Source organism: Chitinophaga sp. YR627 (assembly GCF_900114995.1).
Lineage (GTDB): Bacteria > Bacteroidota > Bacteroidia > Chitinophagales > Chitinophagaceae > Chitinophaga.
Genome location: NZ_FOUX01000002.1, coordinates 666,374 through 687,258, shown reverse-complemented (window position 1 = coordinate 687,258; position 20,885 = coordinate 666,374). Strand labels below are relative to the sequence as shown.

The following is a 20,885-nucleotide window of genomic DNA, read 5'->3' as shown; positions in this document are numbered from 1 at the left end:
ATGAGCAAAATGTTAAAATATATAGCCGGCACGTCTCTGGCGTTAATGGCGACTGCTGTTACTTTTGCACAGCAGAAAGAACCCTATCGTCTTGGTACACCTGCCGGCCTCCTGCAGGATATCCGTACGCAGGCTACAAAACCACATGCAAGACTGGTAAGCGCTGCTGAACTGAAAGTAGGCCCTGGTACTGTGCTGACCGGTAAAGTAAATACCCGTCGTACAGATGGCAAGAACATGGAGTCTATGATCGGTGAGATCGAAAATGTACCCGGTTCTTCCTTCTTCCTCCAGGTAAAGGATGGTACCGTTACCGGTAACATCATCCTGCGTAACAGCAAAAAAGGTTATAAATATTATACTGATAATACCGGTACTGCTTTTGTAAAAGAAGTGGCCCTGGATTCATTATTGTGTATCGATTATAATAAGGCGCCACAGGAAACAGCCGGCAGAACAGCCAGTGCGAATGATGTAGCATTGGCGCTTGGTGAACTGCAAAGCCGTCCGAACGCTAACGGTGTTGTACTGCTGGACTTCGACGGACAGTATGTATCCGGTACACTGTGGAATAACGGTAATCCCATTAATGCAGCAGCAGCTACGCTGACAGAAGCACAGCAGCTGGAAGTATGGGAGCTCGTAAGTGAAGACTTCCGCCCGTTCAACCTGAATATCACCAACAGCGAAGCAGTATATAATACCTATCCTGCCAACAGAAGAATGCGCTGCATCTTCACGCCAACCAATACAGCTGCTCCGGGAGCAGGTGGCGTGGCGTACATCGGCTCATTCAACTGGGGTAATGAAACACCTTGCTGGGTGTTCAACGGTGGTGTAAAAGGCGCAGGTGATGCTGCTTCTCACGAAGTAGGTCATACTTTCGGTCTGGGTCACGATGGCCGTACCACTCCTTCTGAAGGTTATTATGCCGGTCATGGTAACTGGGCGCCTATCATGGGTGTAGGTTATTATGTACCCGTTGTACAGTGGAGCAAAGGCGAATACACCAGCGCTAACCAGCTGGAAGACGACCTGGCTAAAATTTCCAGCAGTACTTATGGCGTAGGTTACAGAACAGATGACGCAGGTGGTTCTACCGGTGCTGCTGCTGCACTGACTGTTAACACCGGCGGTGCTGTTAACACCAATGGTGTGATCGAGCGTACCGGTGATGTGGATTTCTATAGCTTCACTACAGGAGGTGGTGCATTGTCGCTGAATTTTGCGACACCTACCCGTCATCCTAACCTGGATATCCTGGCTACATTATATAATAGTGGTGGCGGCGTAGTGGCAACCAGCAATCCAAATGACCTTTCTGCTGCTATCAGCGCAAACCTGAGTGCAGGTACTTATTATGTATCTGTAACGGGTACCGGTTATCTGAATCCATTGAATACAGGTTATTCTAATTATGGTTCACTGGGTAGCTATGCGATCACCGGTTCTATTTCCTCCGCTACAGGTGCAGCCGCTACAGTATATAAAGACTGTAATTATGGTGGTTATGCAGTAACCCTGCCGGTAGGTAGCTATACCCTGTCTCAGTTACAGGCAAGAGGCGTAGTGAATGATGATATCTCTTCACTGAAAGCAGCCAGCGGATATGAGGTGATCCTCTATCAGCACGACAATTTCGGTGGTGATGCCTACGTGTTCAGAGGAGATTTCTCTTGCCTGGTAGACCTGTCATTAAATGGTGCACCGCTTAATCTGAATGACTGGACCTCTTCTGTGGTGGTACAGCCATCAACAGCCGCTGCTGCACGTACAACAGGAACTATACAGTATATTGAGAAAGTGAAAACAGAAGAAGCAGCTGACAGCAAACTGAATGCGACCTTGCATGTGCTGCCGAATCCGTTTGTAAATGAAGTGGTTGTGAGAACTACAGCGACCACAAAAGAGGGTTATCTGTATGTAAGCGTATTCGCACTGGACGGTAAGACCGTACTGCCGGCGAAACGTATCGTAAATGGCGAAAGGATCGATCTGTCAAACGTTGGAACCGGCGTTTACCTGATTAAGATCTTTAACGGTAAAGACACCGAGATCAGAAAGATCGTCAAGCAGTAATAATTTTCCTGTCTGACAGGATCATTTAATGGGCAAAAAACGGGAGTACCACCTAAAAAAGGTGAGGCTTCTGTTTTTTGCCTTTTTTGTTTTCTCCTTTTCTACAGCAGTAAATACATTTCAAATACTTTTAATTTAATTTTTTGTTATAAAATGCTATACAATAAAAAGAATTGTTACTATTTTATAAGTCGAAAAGATGGAGAAAACATTGTAATGAAAACCCGGAGCCATTAAAACTGCCGTATAATTTGTACCCGGAGGGGGCGAATTATATAAACGACGTGATATGAATACACAAGATGCCGAGTTAGTTATTAAATTACTTGCCGATGATGTAACAGCCTTTGATGCCCTGTACTGGAAATACCACCAGGCAGTCTACCGGAATATTTTCAAGTTTGTTAAGGAGCCCATTGCAACAGAAGATATTTTGCAGGAGGTCTATGCCAGACTATGGGAAAAGCGGAAAGATATTAATGCCGGTCAGTCCGTAGCCGGCTGGTTGTTTGTAATCAGTTTTAATCTTTCAGTAGATTATCTGAGAAAGAAACTACGCGAGCATACTTTCCATAAGGAGTTGTACAATCTGAATATTGATGCTGGCGACTGGGAAGATAATCCTGGTGCTTATGAAGAACAGTATCACCTGCTGGAAGAGGCTATCTCACAGCTGTCTTCCAAGAAACAGAAGATTGTCACCCTATGTAAGCTCGAAGGTAAAACATACGATGAAGTAGCAGCAGAAATGAAGATTTCCAGGAACACCGTCAAAGAGCATTTATCCATCGCGATGACCCGTATTAATGAATACATTCAGAAGAACAAGGAGCACAAATATGTGTTGTTGCTGCTGTTGTTCCTGAAGAATTAGTTCGTAAACCCGTGACAGACTGCCGTTGCATGATAACGAAACGCAACGCCGGCGCTGTTGTACAACCAGAAACATATGTCAATTATCAACCAAAATCATTGTGGACACATTATTAATAAGAATATGTAACAAATTTCGTAAACGCACCCACCCATATGCTGAGGAGCACCGTATTTAGGTTAAATAATCATTAAAATAGTGCAGAACAGGAAGGAATACCTAAAGCAACTGTTGCAACAAAAGGAGTGGAAACAGGAAGACCGGGATTGGCTGCTGCAGTATTTAAATGAGAACGATCTAAAGGATCTGCAGGATGCAGCGTCAGAAGCCTATAACGCTGAACTGCAAAGCGCAGACCCTGTACTGGAACGAGAACACTCAGCGCGTATACTGGAGCAGATACATCAGCGCATCAGCGTACCGAAAGGCGCTGTAGTGAGAAGTATGTGGTTTAGTCGCTGGAAAGTAGCTGCTGCTGCCATTATTATCCTGGCTGCAGGAGCAGGCATCCTGAGCCTGTTCAGAAAACCCGTAAAACAGCTTTTAGTTACAGCGGAGAAACAACGGAAGACATTTACACTGCCTGATGGCACTATCGTGTATCTGGAACCCGGAACGACTATACAGTATGCTACCAGCTATGGTAAAGAGGAACGTAATGTGACACTGACAGGTGAGGCGCTGTTTAAAGTAGAAAAAGATGATGCACATCCTTTCATTGTAGCTTCATCCCTGATCAGCACCAAAGTACTGGGCACCTCTTTTAATATGGAGGTAAGAAACAGTTCTGAAGCAAAAGTAGTGGTGCTGAATGGTATGGTGCAGGTGGCGGCAAAAGGAGAGGAGAATCAGAAAGGGAAGGAGTTGATCCTGACGGCCAACAAAAGTGCAGTATATAATAAGGACACGCATCTGCTTGAAATGTCTGATGCCACAGACGATGCACGGTTTTATTCGCAAAAACAACAAGGACGGTTTGTATATGATGGAGAAGAAGTTATAAAAGTAGTAAACGACCTGCAGAGATACTATAACGCGGAGATCAGATTAGATAAAAGAATACAGCACTGTGCATTTTATGGAGATGTAAACATTGTGGATGACCTGGAGAAGGCACTCGATCTGATCGCAGTGTCGCTGAACGCCAAAATCGATAAGGATAAGAATGGAAACGGCTATATAATTGCCGGAGGTAACTGTCAATAGGACAAAAGACACATCACCAGCAGTTAACCTTACCTGATGCCTTAGAATGTACTGAGCATACACATGTATGCTAGCCAGCTTGTTATTATACGTAGATTAAATATTGCACACAACCAAACTAAATCGCTTTATGACGAATCAGGAAAGAACGCCATCCGGTTAACTATACCCTATTTAGGTTAACTCAGTAACGATAAGAATTGAACTGCACCGCAGCTGGTGCCCTATTGCCCTGGTCCCGCAAGGACTGGTAATGGGAATGCTATTTCCCGAACCGAACCAAAATCAAATCATACACGAAATGCTGAAGAAGGCAACCCTATCCCTCCGCCTGATTGTGCTTGCGCTGCTGATCCTGTTGTCACAGGCTATCGCAGTTCCCGCAAACGCTTCAGGAATACAGGATGCGCTCGACAAGAAGATTTCTCTGGAACTGAAAAATGTGTTGCTGAAAGAAGCACTCGACCAGATCGGTAATCTCGCAGAAGTCTCTTTTATCTATGCAGGCAACAAAACGATTGTCGGCAATAAGGTAGATGTAAACGCTCACAATGAAAAAGTGAGTGACCTCCTTAAAAAGCTGCTGAAACCTTTAGCCCTTTCCTATACGGTTGTATATGACCGTGTAGTGATCCGGCCCGTTGAAAAAAAAATGGAAGGCCTCTCCGTACCGGAAAGCGAGCGCCAGGTAGCGCCGCGTACCCAGGATATAAGAGGTACAGTAGCGTCCCCAAAAAATGAAGCACTGCCCGGTGTGGCTGTCGTTATCAAAGGGACTACCCGTGGTACTACTACTGATGAGAAAGGATTTTTTCAGCTCAAAGGCGTTCCTGCCGATGCGATACTGGTATTCAACTTTACCGGTTATCAGCAGCAAGAAGTGAGTGTGGCCGCTTATAAAAGCGGCGTGATCAATATTCAGCTGAAAGAGAAAACAACCAAACTACAGGAAGTAGTGGTGACCGGTTTCCAGGATATTGATAAAAGCAAATTCTCCGGTGCTGCTGCCCGTATTAAAATGGATGAAGCCAAGATCGATGGTATGGCAGATGTAAGCCGTATGCTGGAAGGCCGTATCGCCGGTGTGGCCATACAGAACGTATCCAGCACCTTTGGTACAGCGCCTAAAATACGTGTACGTGGTGCTACCTCTATCAATGGTGATAACAAACCACTGTGGGTGGTTGACAACGTGGTACTGGAAGATGTGGTGAATATATCTAACGATCAGCTGTCCAGCGGAGACCCGACCACCTTGCTGGGTTCTGCGGTAGCAGGTCTGAACCCGAACGATATCGAAAGCTTCGACATCCTCAAAGATGCGGCAGCTACTGCATTATACGGTGCACGTGCGATGAACGGCGTAGTGGTGATCACTACCAAAAAAGGACGCTCCGGGTTAAAACCTGTTGTTACCTACAGTGGTAATTACAGCACTCAGCTGAAGCCTAACTATAACAACTATAATATCATGAACTCCGCCCAGCAGATGTCAGTACTGGCAGAGCTGGAGCGGAAGGGCATGCTCACTTCCGATATTCTTTCCCGCGGTGATATCGGTGTATACGGTAAGATGTATGAAATGCTGAATGCAGATGATAAAGGTAATTTTCCGCTGGAAAATACACCTGCTGCAAAACGCAAATTCCTGGAACGTTACGCTTCCGCTAATACTGACTGGTTCGATATCCTGTTTAAGACAAGCTTTATACAGGAACATTCCCTGAGTATCTCTAATGGTAATGACAAGGGTCAGTCCTATTTCTCTACCAGCTTTTATCATGACAACGGTTGGACAATTGCAGATAAAGTAAGCCGCTATACGCTGAACTTCCGCAACAACTACAAGATCTCTGAAAGAGTGAGCACCGGTTTCTCTGTACTGGGTTCTGCCCGTCAGCAAAGAGCACCGGGTGCCCTGTCCCGTACCAGTAACCCCGTAGAAGGCCAATACGACCGCGATTTTGACATTAATCCGTTCAGTTATGCACTTAATACCAGCCGTACCCTGACCGCCTACGATCAGGACGGAAAACTCGAATATTTCAGAAGGAACTATGCGCCGTTCAACATCATTAACGAATCGGCTAATAACTACCTGAACCTGAGTATGATGGACCTGCGTCTCCAGGGAGATGTATCCTGGAAGGTGACTAAAAACCTGCGTTACGAATTTGTTGGTGCACTGCGTTATGTGAAATCTTCCCGTGAACACCAGATCACTGAGAACAGTAACATGGCAAATGCTTATCGTGCTGCTGACAACGCAACTATCGCAGAGAATAACAAATTCCTCTACCGCGATCCGAATAATCCGGATGCCTTACCGATGATCGTACTGCCTTATGGTGGTTTCTATAACCGTACAGAAGACCAGCTGCTCAACTTCGACTTCCGTAATAGTCTGAACTATAACACAACGATCAATCAACGTCACAGCATTACCGCCATGGTGGGTCAGCAGGTGAAGTATGCAGACCGCCAGAACTCCTCCAATACTGGTTACGGTTACCAGTATAACAATGGTGGGGTACCTTTTACCGACTACCGTATACTTAAGCAAACCATCGAAAGCAGCTTCCCATATTATGGTATGGCCAAGGATTATGACCGCTTTGCGGCATTCTTTGCAACCGCTACCTACGGACTGGATGGTAAGTATAACCTGACCGGTACTACCCGTTATGATGGTTCCAACAGACTGGGACGTTCCAAGAGCGCCCGTTGGTTGCCAACATGGAGCGTGTCTGGTTCATGGAATATCGATAAAGAAGATTTCGTGCAGGACCTGGGCTGGGTAGATTACCTGGCGCTGAGAGGAAGCTATGGTCTGACGGCAAGTCTTGGCCCCGCTACCAACTCCAACATCGTATTCCAGACAGTTAACTCTAAAAGAACACACCTCGATGAAGTAGAATCAGTGATCAAAATTGCTCACCTCCAGAATGATGACCTGACATGGGAAAAGCTCTACACAACTAACATCGGTCTGGATGGTACGCTCTTCAACAGACGACTGAACTTCTCCATCGATGCTTACCGCCGTAATAGTTTTGACCTGATCAGTATCATCAAAACATCTGGTATCGGTGGTGAGACTTTCAAAGCAGCCAACTACGCAGATATGAAATCGAAAGGTATAGAACTGCTCGTAGGCGGCGATATCATCAAACGTAAGAACTGGGGATGGAAAACCAGTGTGACCTTCGGTTATAATACCAATAAGATCACCAATGCGAAGAACATCCCGCGCATCTTCGACCTCGTAGTAGCAGAAGGTGGTAACAAAGAAGGATATCCTGTAAGAGGCCTTTTCTCACTTGAGTATAAAGGACTGGATCCGCAGACCGGTGCACCACAGTTTGTTGATCAGCATGGTGGTGTTAGCAAGGATGTATTCCTGCAGGACCTGAATACAGATCACCTGGTATACCAGGGCCCTGTTGACCCGCCTGTGAATGGTGGTGTGAATAACACCTTTCACTATAAGAGTTTGTCTCTGAACGTATTCGTGACTTACCAGTGGGGCAATAAGATCCGTCTCTATCCTGCATTCAAAACATCCTATTCTGACCTGGATGCCATGCCAAAAGAATTCTATGACCGCTGGATAATGCCGGGTGATGAGAAGGAAACACAGACACCTTCTATTCTGGATGGACTGGAGCAGGCGTTCCTGGGTGGCGCTTATCCTTACAACAACTATAACTACTCTACTGCAAGGGTGGCCAAAGGAGATATGATCCGCCTGAAAACGGTATCACTGACCTGGCTGGCGCCAGCACCTGTACTGAGAAGAACAGCCTTTAGCAATATCTCAGTGACCGGCGCTGCTATCAATCCATGGCTGATCTATGCTGACAAAAAGCTGAGAGGACAAGACCCTGAGTTCTTCAACACAGGTGGTGTTGCACAGCCGATACAGAAACAATTTACACTATCCTTAAAAGCAGGTTTCTAAATAAGATGGTTATGACGAAATTTTTTACAAGAGCATCTGTTATCGCGGGATGTTTGATAACCATGGCCGGATGTAATAAATATCTGGATAAGTCGCCGGATAGCACCTGGACAGAGCTGGATTCACCTGCAAAGGTATCCCAGTTGCTGGGCACCGCTTATCCACAGGCCAACTATATCGTGTTTGCGGAAGCCATGACTGACAATGTGGAAGATAAAGGCGCCGGTGTTACCGACAGAACGAACCTCGACCCTTACTTCTTCAATGATGTATCTGCTACAGAACAGGATTCTCCGGAATACTACTGGCAGGCCTGTTACGCCGCTATCGCAGCAGCAAACAATGCGTTAAAAGCCTGCGAAGCAGCTCCCGATAAAAGCCGTTATACAGCCCAGAAAGGGGAGGCGCTGGTAGCAAGAGCTTATGCACACTTTATGCTGGTAACGTTCTTCTCCAAATTCTATGATGAAACAACTGCCGCCAGTGATCCGGGTATCCCTTATGTAACAGAACCGGAGAAAATAGTAAATAAACAATATGAGCGTAAAACAGTCGCCTATACTTATCAGATGATCGAGAAAGACCTGCTGGCAGGTATGGCACTCATCAGTGATGAAAACTATGCAGTGCCGCGCTATCATTTTAACAGGTCGGCCACCTACGCATTCGCCACCAGGTTTTACCTCTTTAAGAAAGACTATCAGAAGGTGCTGGAATATGCGAACCAGGTATTCCCTAACAATGACCTGGCCAGCAATATGCGCCCCTGGAATACAACCTATAAAACACTCAGCCCGGCTGCTATCTGGGATACCTACGCAAAGGCTACCGAAAACGCGAACCTGCTGCTGGTGGAAACCCAGTCCATGTATGGCCGCTATGTAGCACAATACAGATACGGACTGACCTATAATAAACAAATTGAGATACTCGGCAGCAATGTAACAGGTGGCAGCTATGCTTATCCATTATACTACTACGGTACAAGAGATTACTTCGTACCAAAGCTGACAGAGTATTTCGTAAAAGCTTCTGTAAACGCAACGATCGGAGACCCTTATGTGATGGTGCCACTGTTCACGACAGAAGAAGTATTGTTCAACAGGGCAGAAGCGAATGCTTATCTCGGTAACAACAATGAAGTACTGGCTGACCTGAACCTTTTCGCCAGCAAACGCATGACCAATTACAATGCTGCTTCACATAGAGTCACACAAACCAAGATCAGGACCTATTACGGTATTACTGATGTGAAAAACGGTCTGCTGCAAACCATACTTGATTTCAAACGCGCAGAGTATGTGCAGGAAGGACACCGCTGGTTTGATATTCAACGCTACAAAGCAGCTGTTACCCATTACACTGATAAAGGTGCAAAGATGGTTCTGGAAGCTGGCGACAAACGCCGTGTATTACAGATCCCGGCTGCTGCCACCAATTCAGGTATCACATTGAATCCAAGATAATAGCAACCATTCATACAAGAACTCACAGATATGAAACGTATAAAAATATTCTTCTTGCTCCTGACACTAGCTGTATTTGCAGCCTGTGCAAAGAAAGAAGACGATCTCAGTGGTGTGCAAGATATCCCGGGCCTGGGTGGCGATACCTGGGTACCGGGATCTTTAGATGCCTGGTTACATGACACGATGACTGTTCCCTATAACATTGAAGTGAAATATAAATGGGACCAGTTTGAGTTTGATGTAACAAAGACCCTGGTGCCTCCAAAGGAGGAGGTTGTGATCCCTGCGATCAGGGCGATCAAAAAAGTATGGATAGATAATTACATCAGGGAAGCGGGAGAGATCTTCTTCAAAAAGTACTGTCCTAAGTTCTTCATCCTGTCAGGTAGCGCCAGCTGGAATGACAATGGAACGATTACACTGGGTACCGCAGAAGGTGGCCGTAAGGTAGTGATGTATCTCCTCAATGATTTCCGTACGAAGGAAATGCCGGGGTATAAGAAGAGTGATACAGGCAACGTGAAACAGATCTTTCATGTGATAGAACATGAATTCGGACACATCCTGCACCAGACAGTAATGTACCCGGTAGAATTCAAGAAGATCTGTGCAGGTTATTACACCGGTAACTGGAACAATATCGCTGACTCTGAAGCAAGAAAAGACGGGTTTGTAACAGCATATGCCATGTCCAATGAGAACGAAGACTTTGTAGAAATGATCGCTATGATGCTGATAGAAGGAAAGGCTGGTTTTGACAGAATAGTGAACAGTATTCCGGAAGGATTCAGTGTGAACGGAAGTTCTCAGGCACAGGCAAAAGAAAGGTTGCGTCAGAAGGAAGCAATGGTGGTGAGTTACTTCAAAACTGCCCATAAAGTCGATTTCTATAGTCTGCAGGACAATACCAGAAAATCCATCGTACAGCTGCTTTATTAAGCCTTTATCAACCAAGATCAATCAACACTCCTTATGAGAAAAAATCTATCATTATATCTTTTACTGATCATCGTCGCACTGGCTTCCTGCCGGAAGGAGTACGATGATGTATTTGATGAATCGCCAGACGAAAGGATTAACGAAACACTCGCTGCCTATAATAAAACGCTCATTGACGCTCCGAATGGCTGGAGAGCGCTGGTATATCCTTCTGCACTGGAAGGCACTGCCTTTGGCTTTTATTTCAAATTTGACGGCAATAACAGAGTAGATATGTTTTCAGATTTTGACTCTGTGTCTGCCGTAACGGTAAGGACCAGCAGCTTCCGTCTGAAATCATTACAGCAACCTTGTCTGTTGTTTGACACCTATTCCTATATCCATGTACTGTGTGATCCGGATGCCAGCAAGAATGGCGGATACTATGGAAAGGGTTTATTTTCTGACTTTGAATTTGCTATAGACGGTGTCTATGGTGATACCATAAAACTTACAGGACGTCTGAATGGCAGTAAAGCCATCTTCGTCAAAGCTACCTCGCAGGAGGCACAGGATTATTACGATAAAAAACGGAACTGGGAGTTCAATAAATTTTCCCGGTTCCTTACTTATTTCAAACTGCTGACTGTGGGAAGTAACAAGTACGACATATATGTCGATCAGCTGTATCGTCGTATTACCTTAAAGTGGGTCTCCAATAATGGTGAGAAAGAGTTTCGGACTAATTATTATTTCGATAATAATGGTATATCGTTCACAACTCCTTTCAGAGATGGCGCCGTGTCTTTTGCCGGTTTCTCTGACATCAAATGGGATGTATCTGCACAACGCCTGACTGTAAAAGCAGGTGAGAACAGTGCCGTGATCACCAGTTCCATCAAACCCCAGGTACTGGATAAAGAAGCCGGAAAACGCTGGTACAATACGGCTGCTGCCACTGAAAGCTACTGGGCATCGCTGAGCGGTTTCCATGTTGACGGTGTGGATGATGCATATGGCGTGACAGGTATTGCCGGCTTCAACTTCATGTTTTATTACCCCGTTTACGATGGCGAATATGACTTTGCCGGTATACTGCCAGCCGATCGTCCCTTTGGCCCCGCTTTTACCCCGGTGTTCAATACCAACGGTACTGTAACATTTGACTTTTCGGGACTCGCCTTTGGGCAAATTCCTGAAACTGCTTCTGCAACCGTTGGCAACATCATTACCAAATATCAGGAAAGTGCAGGCTTCTATTTCGTGCAGACAGGCGAAAGTTCCTATGACATGGTCAATGCAAAAGATGCCAGAACCTGGATCACCTGGCAGCAGTAATGGCATCGCCCATCGCATTATTTAAAGAAAGAAATACTTAAAACAAACAGCCATGAAAAATCAGCCTGTTTCTGTATTATACAAGGCTTCTTTATACCTGATCATGTTGCTGCTATCTGGCCTGCATACTTTTGCACAGATAGACATCCCGATCGGGTCTAACAGCGGTGTCAATGGTAGCACCGGTTACCCCTGTCCATTGCAGGATTATTACGAAGGTTCCCGATCACAGTTCCTTTATCGGGCCAGTGAGCTGACAGCCGCTGGTATGCAACCGGGTTATATCAATGCAGTAAAGTTTACTGTCAATAGCCTGAACAGTACCGGTATTGTCGAGGACTACACGATTAAAATCGGCAGTACTACCATAGCGACGCTTGATGCAGGCAGCTGGGTACCTGTCAATACAACTGTTTTTGGACCGGTGAACTATCAGCCGGTTGTTGGTGTGAACGCTTTCAACACTTTACCCACTTTTTTCTGGAATGGTACGGATAATATCATCGTGGAAGTATGTAATGGTGGAGACAACTTCACCAATAACCCAAGTGTAAGATGGACAACAGGTCTGGGTTTTAATGGCTCTCATACATTCAGGTCGGATAACCTGGGTAACCTCTGTGGTACGGCAAATGTCTCCAACACAGGTACCATGACCACCCGTCCTGATATCATATTTAATTACACACCTGCCGCTGCGTGTACAGGTACGCCGCAGGCAGGTACGGCTGTTTCGACACAGACCACTGTCTGCTCAGGACAATCGTTCTCTCTTTCCCTTAGCGGAAACACCGCTGCTACCGGTCTGACTTACCAGTGGCAGTCTTCTACAGATAATGTTAACTGGACCAATATCACGGGTGCCACAACGCCTTATCTGCCTAACAAAATACAGACAGTTACGACCTACTACCGTTGTGTGGTAACCTGTTCCGGCAGTGGCGCTGTAGCTAACTCCACCGCTGTACAGATAAGCAGTCCGGCACTGGTACGTGGTGTCTTTACCATCAATAAAAATGCGCCTGCCGGTAACGGTAACTTTATTTCCTTCAACGCAGCTTACGATTATATCAAATGCGGTATTGACAGTGCAGTTGTATTCAATGTAGTAGCAGGCAGCGGCCCTTATGATGAACAACTGATCATCACTCCAGTGGGTGGTGCATCTGCAACTAATACGATTACATTCAACGGTAATGGCGAGACCATCACCAATCTTTCACCGAGTACGGCAGAGTGGGCAGTGATCAAACTGAATGGTGCGGATTACTTTACATTTAATAACCTGAAAATAGTACCGAAAGGTACCACGTCCTCTCAACGTGGTATTGGTGTGCAATTGCTGAATGACGCTGATTTCAATACTATCAAAAATTGTACGATCACTTTACAGGCGACCATTACTTCTTCCAGTTATGTAGGTATCGCGCTGAGCGCTTCTGCTACAGATCCGGTAGGAAGGGGAGCAGCTAATTGTGATGACAATACTTTCAGTGATAACACCATTATTGGTGGTTATTACGGTATTACACTGGTAGGTAGTTCTTCCGTGGCCAACCAGCGTAACAAGGTGACTGGTAACACCATCACGGAGTCTTACTACAGAGGTGTGTATGTGCACGGTGCATTTAACGCGCTGATTAAGAATAACAAATTCAGCCGTCCTACCCGTGATAATGTAACTACCTATGCAGCAATTCACCTGCAGGACCTGAGTACCAAAGTGATCATCGATGGTAACAGGATCAGTAATCCTTTCGGTGGATTGCTGACCACCACTTCTTCTTTCTATGGTATCTTCCTCGAGAACGTAGAGGCTATTTCCCAACTGGAAAACGAAGTGACCAATAACCTGATCTATAATCTGAATGGTCAGGCAAACCGTTATGGTATCTATAACAGCAATGCAAGTAACGTTAAGATCTATCATAACACCATCTCCATGGATGGTACTTCTACTTCGACCAATAATACTTATAAGATAGCAGGGTATATACAGACAGGCGGCGCAGCAGGTGTTGAGTTTATCAACAACATTATCACACTGACCACGACTTCCAATATCGCGCAGTTTGGTCTGTATTATGGTAATGCATATCCTAATACGGATGTGATCTCTGATAAGAATGACATCTTTATCACCCCAACAGCAAACAACAAGTATACCGGTTACTACACCAGGAACCTGCCTACCTTACCTGAATGGCAGGCAGCCAGTCAGCAGGATGCTGGTTCATTTGCCGTGAATCCGTTATATCAGGATATTGCTACCGGCAACTATTCAGCCAGCAATGCCAGTCTGAATAACAGGGGTAGTGTGGTAAACGTTGCGGTGGATATCAACAATACTGCCCGTAACATCAGTGCACCGGATCTGGGTGCCTATGAATTCACGCCGCCACCATGTGTTACGCCGCCAACAGGAGGTACGACACAGCTGAGCAAACAGATTGTATGTGCCGGTACGCCGGTACTGGTAAGTCTGGCGGGCAACTCTATGGGACAGACACAGACCTATCAGTGGCAAACTTCTCCAACACTTGGTGGTACTTATACAAACCTGGGTACTTCTTCTGAGTATGCGGATACGACTATCATTGCCAACACTACACTGTACTACAGGGCAGCGTTGACCTGTGGTGCGAATACCAGCTATTCAACACCAATACTGCTGACAGTAAACGGCGCACTTGCTCCGAACACTTATACCATCGATAAAACACTGCCTACCGGTGGTCTGAACTTTACCAGCTTCAATGATGCCAAGCAGGCAATGATGTGTGGTATAGCTGGTCCGGTGATCTTTAATGTGGTGGCAGGCCGCACAACTTATGAAGAGCAACTGATACTGGATTCTATCCCTGGTGCATCTGCGGTAAATACCATCACCTTCAGAGGTAACGGTAATACGATCCACTATTCAAGTGCTGATGGTGCTGAAAGAGCGGTGATCAAACTGCGTAAAGCGGATCATATCACTTTCGACAGTCTGAGAATAGATGCTACCGGTACCAATACCTATGGATGGGGTGTGCAGTTGTACAATCATGCCGACAGTAACGTGATCACCAAATGTGAGATCATTACAAAGGCAGACGGTACTACCGGCGACCACGCAGGTATTGTGATGAGTACATCAGAAACAGATGCGGCAAGCTCAGGCAGCAATGCATTCAGTGTTGGTAATACCTTTAGTAAGAATAAGATCTCTGGTGGTTACTATGGTATCACCGTGATGGGATACACCAACGCCGGTACATCCAATAACCGCATCATTGCAAATGAAATAAAGGACTACTATAGCAGAGGTATTTACGCTTCTTACACCGGCTTTACCCTGATTACAGATAATATCCTGACCCGTCCGACCAGAACTGGTTCAGACTGGACCTTGTATGGTATTTCCCTGACCAGCAGACATAACAATGCGAAAGTACTTCGCAATGCGGTGTCTAATGGTACGCCATCACCAACAACCAACACGGTATATGGTATCAGCTTTGACAACGTAAACGCTGATGATACCAAACAGGATACTATCGCCAATAACATCATCTACAATATGAATGTAGACGGTAGCCGCAGAGGTCTCTCACTGACCTGGTCTACCAATATTATTGCGCTGCATAACACCATCTCCATTGACAGAGAAGGCTCTGCGCAAACATGGAACTCTTCTTATGGTGCGTATATCTACTTCTGTAATACCAGCAAGTTTATCAATAACAATATTACAGTCACCAGCAGCGGTAACGAATCGAAATATGCGATCTACCTGAGCGGAGATGCGGATATTCAGAATAACAACTATTATGTAAAAGCAGGTGGTAAGGAAAACTATACCGGCTATTTCAACGGTGCCCGTAAAACATTGGGCGAGTGGAAAGCTGCTACACAGAAAGATACTGCTGCTACAGACTATGATCCGATCTATGCTGATCTGCCGAATGGTAACCTGCAACCGGCGTTCTATAAAATGGATAATACCGGTGTGCCACAGGGTGTAGCGACAGATATCCTGGGAAGAAGCAGAAGTACGACTACGCCGGACGTAGGTGCTTATGAAATCAGTCTTCCATTGTGTCAGACCCCGATCAATGCGGGTAAGGCAGTGGTAGCTCCGAATAACAACATCTGTATGGGTACCCCGGTTAGTCTGGACCTGATCGAGAATACCACTGCAGGTCGTCTGACCTATCAGTGGCAGGCATCTTATTCTGCTACCGGTCCATGGGTGTACATCAGCGATACTGCTTATGTACCAGGATTCAAAACAGAACTGGGTGCCAATAACTACTTCCGTTGTCAGCTGGTATGTAGCGGTACAGATACAGCCTGGTCAGAAGTGGCCTTCGTAAACATGAACCAGCCACTGATCAAGGGTATTTATACGATCAATCCGGCAGGATCCGGCAACAGGAACTTCCCTTCATTCACAGCAGCAGTAGCTGCCATGGAATGTGGTATCGCAGGTGAGGTGATCTTTGATGTGGTACCTGGTACGTATACAGAACAGGTGTATATGCATAAGATCCCTGGTGCATCTGATACCAGCCGTGTGACCTTCCGTAGCCAGAATGGCGACCCTGCATCTGTTACCCTGACATACGCAGGCACAACAGCAAGAAACTATGTACTGAGACTGGATAGTGCCAGCTATATCACTTATAAGAATATCACGATCACTGCCACCGATGCCACCAATGGCCGTGCAGTAGTTTTTGGCGGTAATGCTGTAAGAGATAGTCTGCTGACCAATAAGATTAATGTGCCGGTTGCGACTACAGACAATACAAATGTAATCGGCGTATTTGCCGACGACTTCAAAGGTGGCAGCATCGCTATCGTTGGTAATACGATCAAAAACGGTGCAAGTGGTATCCACTTCTCCGGTACTTCTAATGATGATGAAGTACGTGGCCTGTTAGTCGATAGCAATCATGTAAGCGGCGTGTTCGCCAGCGGTATCAATATCAATTTTGTCAGCCGTCCGGTGGTATCCAGAAACATTGTGGATATTAAGAGTCCGATGACTGCATCAGGTTATGGTATCGTACTCAGCTCCGGCGACAGCGCTTATAAAGTGATCGGCAATACCCTCACCATCAGTAACCTGAGTACTTCCATCTGGGGTATCGCATTGCAGGATTGTAAAGGTTCTGCTGCTGCTACCGGTCTGATAGAAGGCAACAAGGTGATTGCTGTAACTGGTAATACCGGTATGATCTGGGCACTGGCGAATGTGGGTTCTTCTTACAACACGACGGTGAATAACGTTGTGTCTGTAAAAACCACCGGTGCTGTAGCCTACGGTTTATACAGTAACGAGGGTAATAACATCAACTACTATAATAACTCCGTATACAATGCCTCTACAGCGGTAGGTGCGAATGTAACGGCTTACATCTCTCATACAAGTCCTGCGGATGGTAACGTGAAACTGCGTAACAATATCTTCTCTAATGAAGGTGGCGGTCTCGCAGCTGAAATAGCGCTGAGCGACTATATCAACAGTGACTACAATACTTATTATACAACAGGTACGACACTGATCTCCAGAAGTGGCACAGGTGATGACTATGATAACCTGACTGACTGGATCGCGGCTTCTGACCTCGATATCAGTTCCATTGTACACAAGCCTGCATTTGCAAGCATCAATACACTGGAACCTGAGCTGACAAACCCTGATGTATGGGCTATCCATGGCCGTGGCGTACAGATACCAGGTAACGACCACGATATCAACAAGAAAGCAAGACCGGTAACGCTGACCGCAGGTGTACCTGACATGGGTGCGTACGAATTCCTGCCAACAGCAGTACCTACCGTATTACAGGCGATCCCGGCAACACCGGCTCCTGGTATTACACAACAGTTCCTCTATGGATCTGACACGGTAGCGAAGATCACATGGGACCCTAATACTGCCGTACCGGCTACTATTACCCTGAAACGTTACTCAGGTGTAGTACCGCCAAATCTGGCACAGGGTACGCCATTCATGTACTTCTATACAGATGTGGACGTCACAGGTGCGGGTAATTATAAATTTAACCTGGAGCAGTTCTATGTGGATTCCTGGCTGGGTTATATGGACAGAGAGAAGAACGTGCGTCTGGGCAGAACAGATGCTGCGAATACCTGGATCGTTAATGACAGCAGCACAGTAGATGTAGCAAGGAATATCATCGCAGATACAGCACTCCATTACCTGGATAAATTCACCGGTCTGAGAGGTAAACTGATCTTCGAACCGAATGGTCCTGTTGGTGCAGATACTTCGAATACAGGTACACGTTTCTGGGTAGCATATGGTCATGACAGAAGTTTTATTACCGACAATGACCAGAACCTGGCGCTACACTTCGTAGCAGGTGCTACAGCAGCACATGTGGTAGTGAAAGTGAATGGTACTGCATGGGGTAGAGATTATACTGTGCCTGCAAATGGTTCCTTTACTACTGACTTTATACCAAAATCCGGTCTGAGCGATGCCCGTCTCTCCGGTGAAGGTTTATATCCTTTCGGTATCAGCATCGAAAGTGATGCACCGATCAACGCTTATGCACACCAGTACAGCTGGTCTACAGCAGGCGCTACACTGTTATTGCCTGTAGGTACGTATGGTTATGAATACCGTCCGATGACCGCCCGTCAGTATGCAGATGCAGATGCTTTCTCCTGGTTCTACATTATTGCAGATAATGACAGCTCGGTAGTAGAGATCACGCCTTCACAACTGACAGCAGGCGGACACGCAGCAGGCATACCATTCCAGGTAACGCTGAACAGAGGTGAAGTGTACCAGGTATTAGGTGCATCGAAAGACCTGAATGAGGGATATGACCTCTCCGGTAGTATCGTTCGTTCTATACAGAATGAGAAAGGCAAGTGTTATCCGGTAGCCGTATTCTCTGGTAACAGCTTTAGCTCCTTCGAATGCGGTGGTTCCGGCGGACCGGTTGGAACAGATGGAGAGAACATCGTACAGCAGAACCTGCCGGTGCAGTCATGGGGTAAAACATTCATGTCAGCTCCATCTTCCGGTATGACAGATCCTGTTCGTCTGATGAATAACATTTATCGCGTACTGGTGAAAGATCCTGCGACGATCGTGAAAAGAAATAATATACAGCTGCCATTGAGTACGCTGATCAATAACAGCTACTATGAATTTGAAAGTAAAGTAGCAGAGTATATCGTAGCTGATAAACCGGTAACTGTTGCGCAGTACTTCGCTAACGATGGCGCATGTGGCAACGCAGCAGGTGGAGACGTGGAAATGGTATATCTGACACCTGTAGAACAAGGTGTGAAGAAAGCTACTTTCTATCGTAATGCGGATGCAGGTGTAAGTGCCAACTTCATTTCCCTGGTGATCCATAAACAGGGTCTGAACTCCCTGCTCATCGATGGTAGCAATGCATTCAGCTACACCTTCAACCATCAGAACAAGGCTGACTATGTGGTGGTTGTAAAACGCTGGGATGCCAGTGAGGGGCTGAGCACTGTGAAGAGTGATTCTGCATTCACCGCTATTACCTATGGTTTCGGATATAATGTCAGCTATGCATATAACGTAGCAATGCAGATCAGGAACCTGAACATACAGCCTGCATTTACCAATACAAATAATCAGACGACTGCCAGGAATGCTTATACCTGTGCGAAGACGCCGTTCCGTCTGAGTGCTACCCTGCCAATGATACCATCGACACTGACATGGCAGTTGAGCGAGGTTGCTAACCTGGCGCCGGCAACAGATATTGTATCCAACAATCCGGTAGCTGCTGATACACTGGTGATAGATGGTGTGACATACTATCAGTTCCAGCTTACAACAGACTATACTTTCTCTGCTCCGGGTGATTATGTGATCCCTGTGAAAGTGACCGACCCGGCTATCGAAAGCTGTGATAACAGTATCACCACTTATCTGAAAGTGAAAGTAATGGCTGCTCCGCACGTAGACTTCGCCATCAGCTACAACGGTTGTATCAGCGATATCGCGGTACTGAACGGAACAGCAACAACAGAGAACAATGCAGCGATCAGCAAATGGAAATGGCTATTTGGCGACGGTACGACTGCTGATACACGCAATGTGACCAAACAATACCCTGCTGCAGGTGAATACACAGATACCCTGCGGGTGATCACGAAAGACGGTTGTGTGGGAGATACTGTGAAGAAGATCGTTGTAAATGAGCCAGGTGCTGCTGCACTGATCGCAGACACACTGATCGTATGTGCGCACACAGATGCCACATTCACGATTCAGAATGCAGATGCGAATGCTACCTACAACTGGTATAATTCAGCAACCGGTGGTGCATTGATTACCTCAGGTCCTGCACTGGAAATCAAAGACGCGGTAAGTCCTGCGGTATACTATGTGGAAACTACCACGGGCGGTTGCGCCGGTGTAGCACGTACACCAGCCACCTTACTGGTGAAACCACAACTGGCAGTGCCTGTACTGAGAGTAGATTCGATCGGTGTAGATCAGATCCGTTTCACCTGGAATGAGATCGCGGGTGCTGAAGGTTACCTGGTATCTACAGATAACGGAGCTACCTGGACAGCGCCATCTTCCGGCGGAGAAGGACTTGAACATGTAGTGAAAGGCCTGAAGCCACAACAGTCAGTGACCCTGATGGTGAAAGCTACCGGTTGTGAGGATAAAGTATCACAGGCTGTTACAGGTAAAACATTACCAGACGGCGTATACATTCCATCAGGTTTCTCGCCAAACGGTGATGGTCTGAATGATACATGGCAGGTATACGGCGCTATAGTAAGAGAAATTCATTTCATGGTGTTCAACCAGTGGGGTGAGAAAATATTCGAATCCAATAATCAGAACCTGGGATGGGATGGTAGTTACAGAGGTAAGGCGCAGCCTTCCGGTGTATACATCTACATCTGTAAACTGAAATTGGCTGATGGTACCAGCGTCGAAAGAAAAGGTACGCTCAACCTCTTGAGGTAATCTAAAAAATGGTTTTATGGAGAAATGGACATTCAGATCAACCCA

The 20,885-nt window shown here is 46.1% G+C and carries 8 protein-coding genes; all 8 read left to right on the top strand.

What is annotated here, in order from left to right:
• Positions 1 to 2,079, top strand: coding sequence for a T9SS type A sorting domain-containing protein (locus BMZ72_RS11465; RefSeq protein ID WP_089808351.1), 2,079 nt, complete (start codon positions 1 to 3; stop codon positions 2,077 to 2,079).
• A gap of 289 nt (positions 2,080 to 2,368) precedes the next feature.
• Complete coding sequence (locus BMZ72_RS11460; RefSeq protein WP_089808349.1) at positions 2,369 to 2,953, top strand: RNA polymerase sigma factor; 585 nt, start codon at positions 2,369 to 2,371, stop codon at positions 2,951 to 2,953.
• A 198-nt stretch (positions 2,954 to 3,151) separates the two neighbouring features.
• Positions 3,152 to 4,159 carry a FecR family protein gene (locus BMZ72_RS11455; RefSeq protein ID WP_089808347.1) on the top strand — a complete coding sequence of 336 codons (1,008 nt, stop codon included), beginning with the start codon at positions 3,152 to 3,154 and terminating at the stop codon, positions 4,157 to 4,159.
• Positions 4,160 to 4,460: 301 nt separating this feature from the next.
• Positions 4,461 to 8,120, top strand: coding sequence for a SusC/RagA family TonB-linked outer membrane protein (locus tag BMZ72_RS11450; protein ID WP_089808345.1), 3,660 nt, complete (start codon positions 4,461 to 4,463; stop codon positions 8,118 to 8,120).
• A gap of 11 nt (positions 8,121 to 8,131) precedes the next feature.
• Positions 8,132 to 9,586, top strand: a complete 1,455-nt coding sequence (locus BMZ72_RS11445; protein WP_089808343.1) for a RagB/SusD family nutrient uptake outer membrane protein — start codon at positions 8,132 to 8,134, stop codon at positions 9,584 to 9,586.
• A 30-nt stretch (positions 9,587 to 9,616) separates the two neighbouring features.
• Positions 9,617 to 10,528: a zinc-binding metallopeptidase gene (locus BMZ72_RS11440; RefSeq protein WP_089808341.1), complete on the top strand. Its 912-nt coding sequence runs from the start codon at positions 9,617 to 9,619 to the stop codon at positions 10,526 to 10,528.
• Between the two features lie 33 nt (positions 10,529 to 10,561).
• Positions 10,562 to 11,845: a DUF4302 domain-containing protein gene (locus tag BMZ72_RS11435; protein ID WP_089808338.1), complete on the top strand. Its 1,284-nt coding sequence runs from the start codon at positions 10,562 to 10,564 to the stop codon at positions 11,843 to 11,845.
• 52 nt (positions 11,846 to 11,897) lie between these two features.
• Complete coding sequence (locus tag BMZ72_RS11430; RefSeq protein ID WP_089808337.1) at positions 11,898 to 20,840, top strand: Ig-like domain-containing protein; 8,943 nt, start codon at positions 11,898 to 11,900, stop codon at positions 20,838 to 20,840.
• Positions 20,841 to 20,885: the final 45 nt, after the last annotated feature.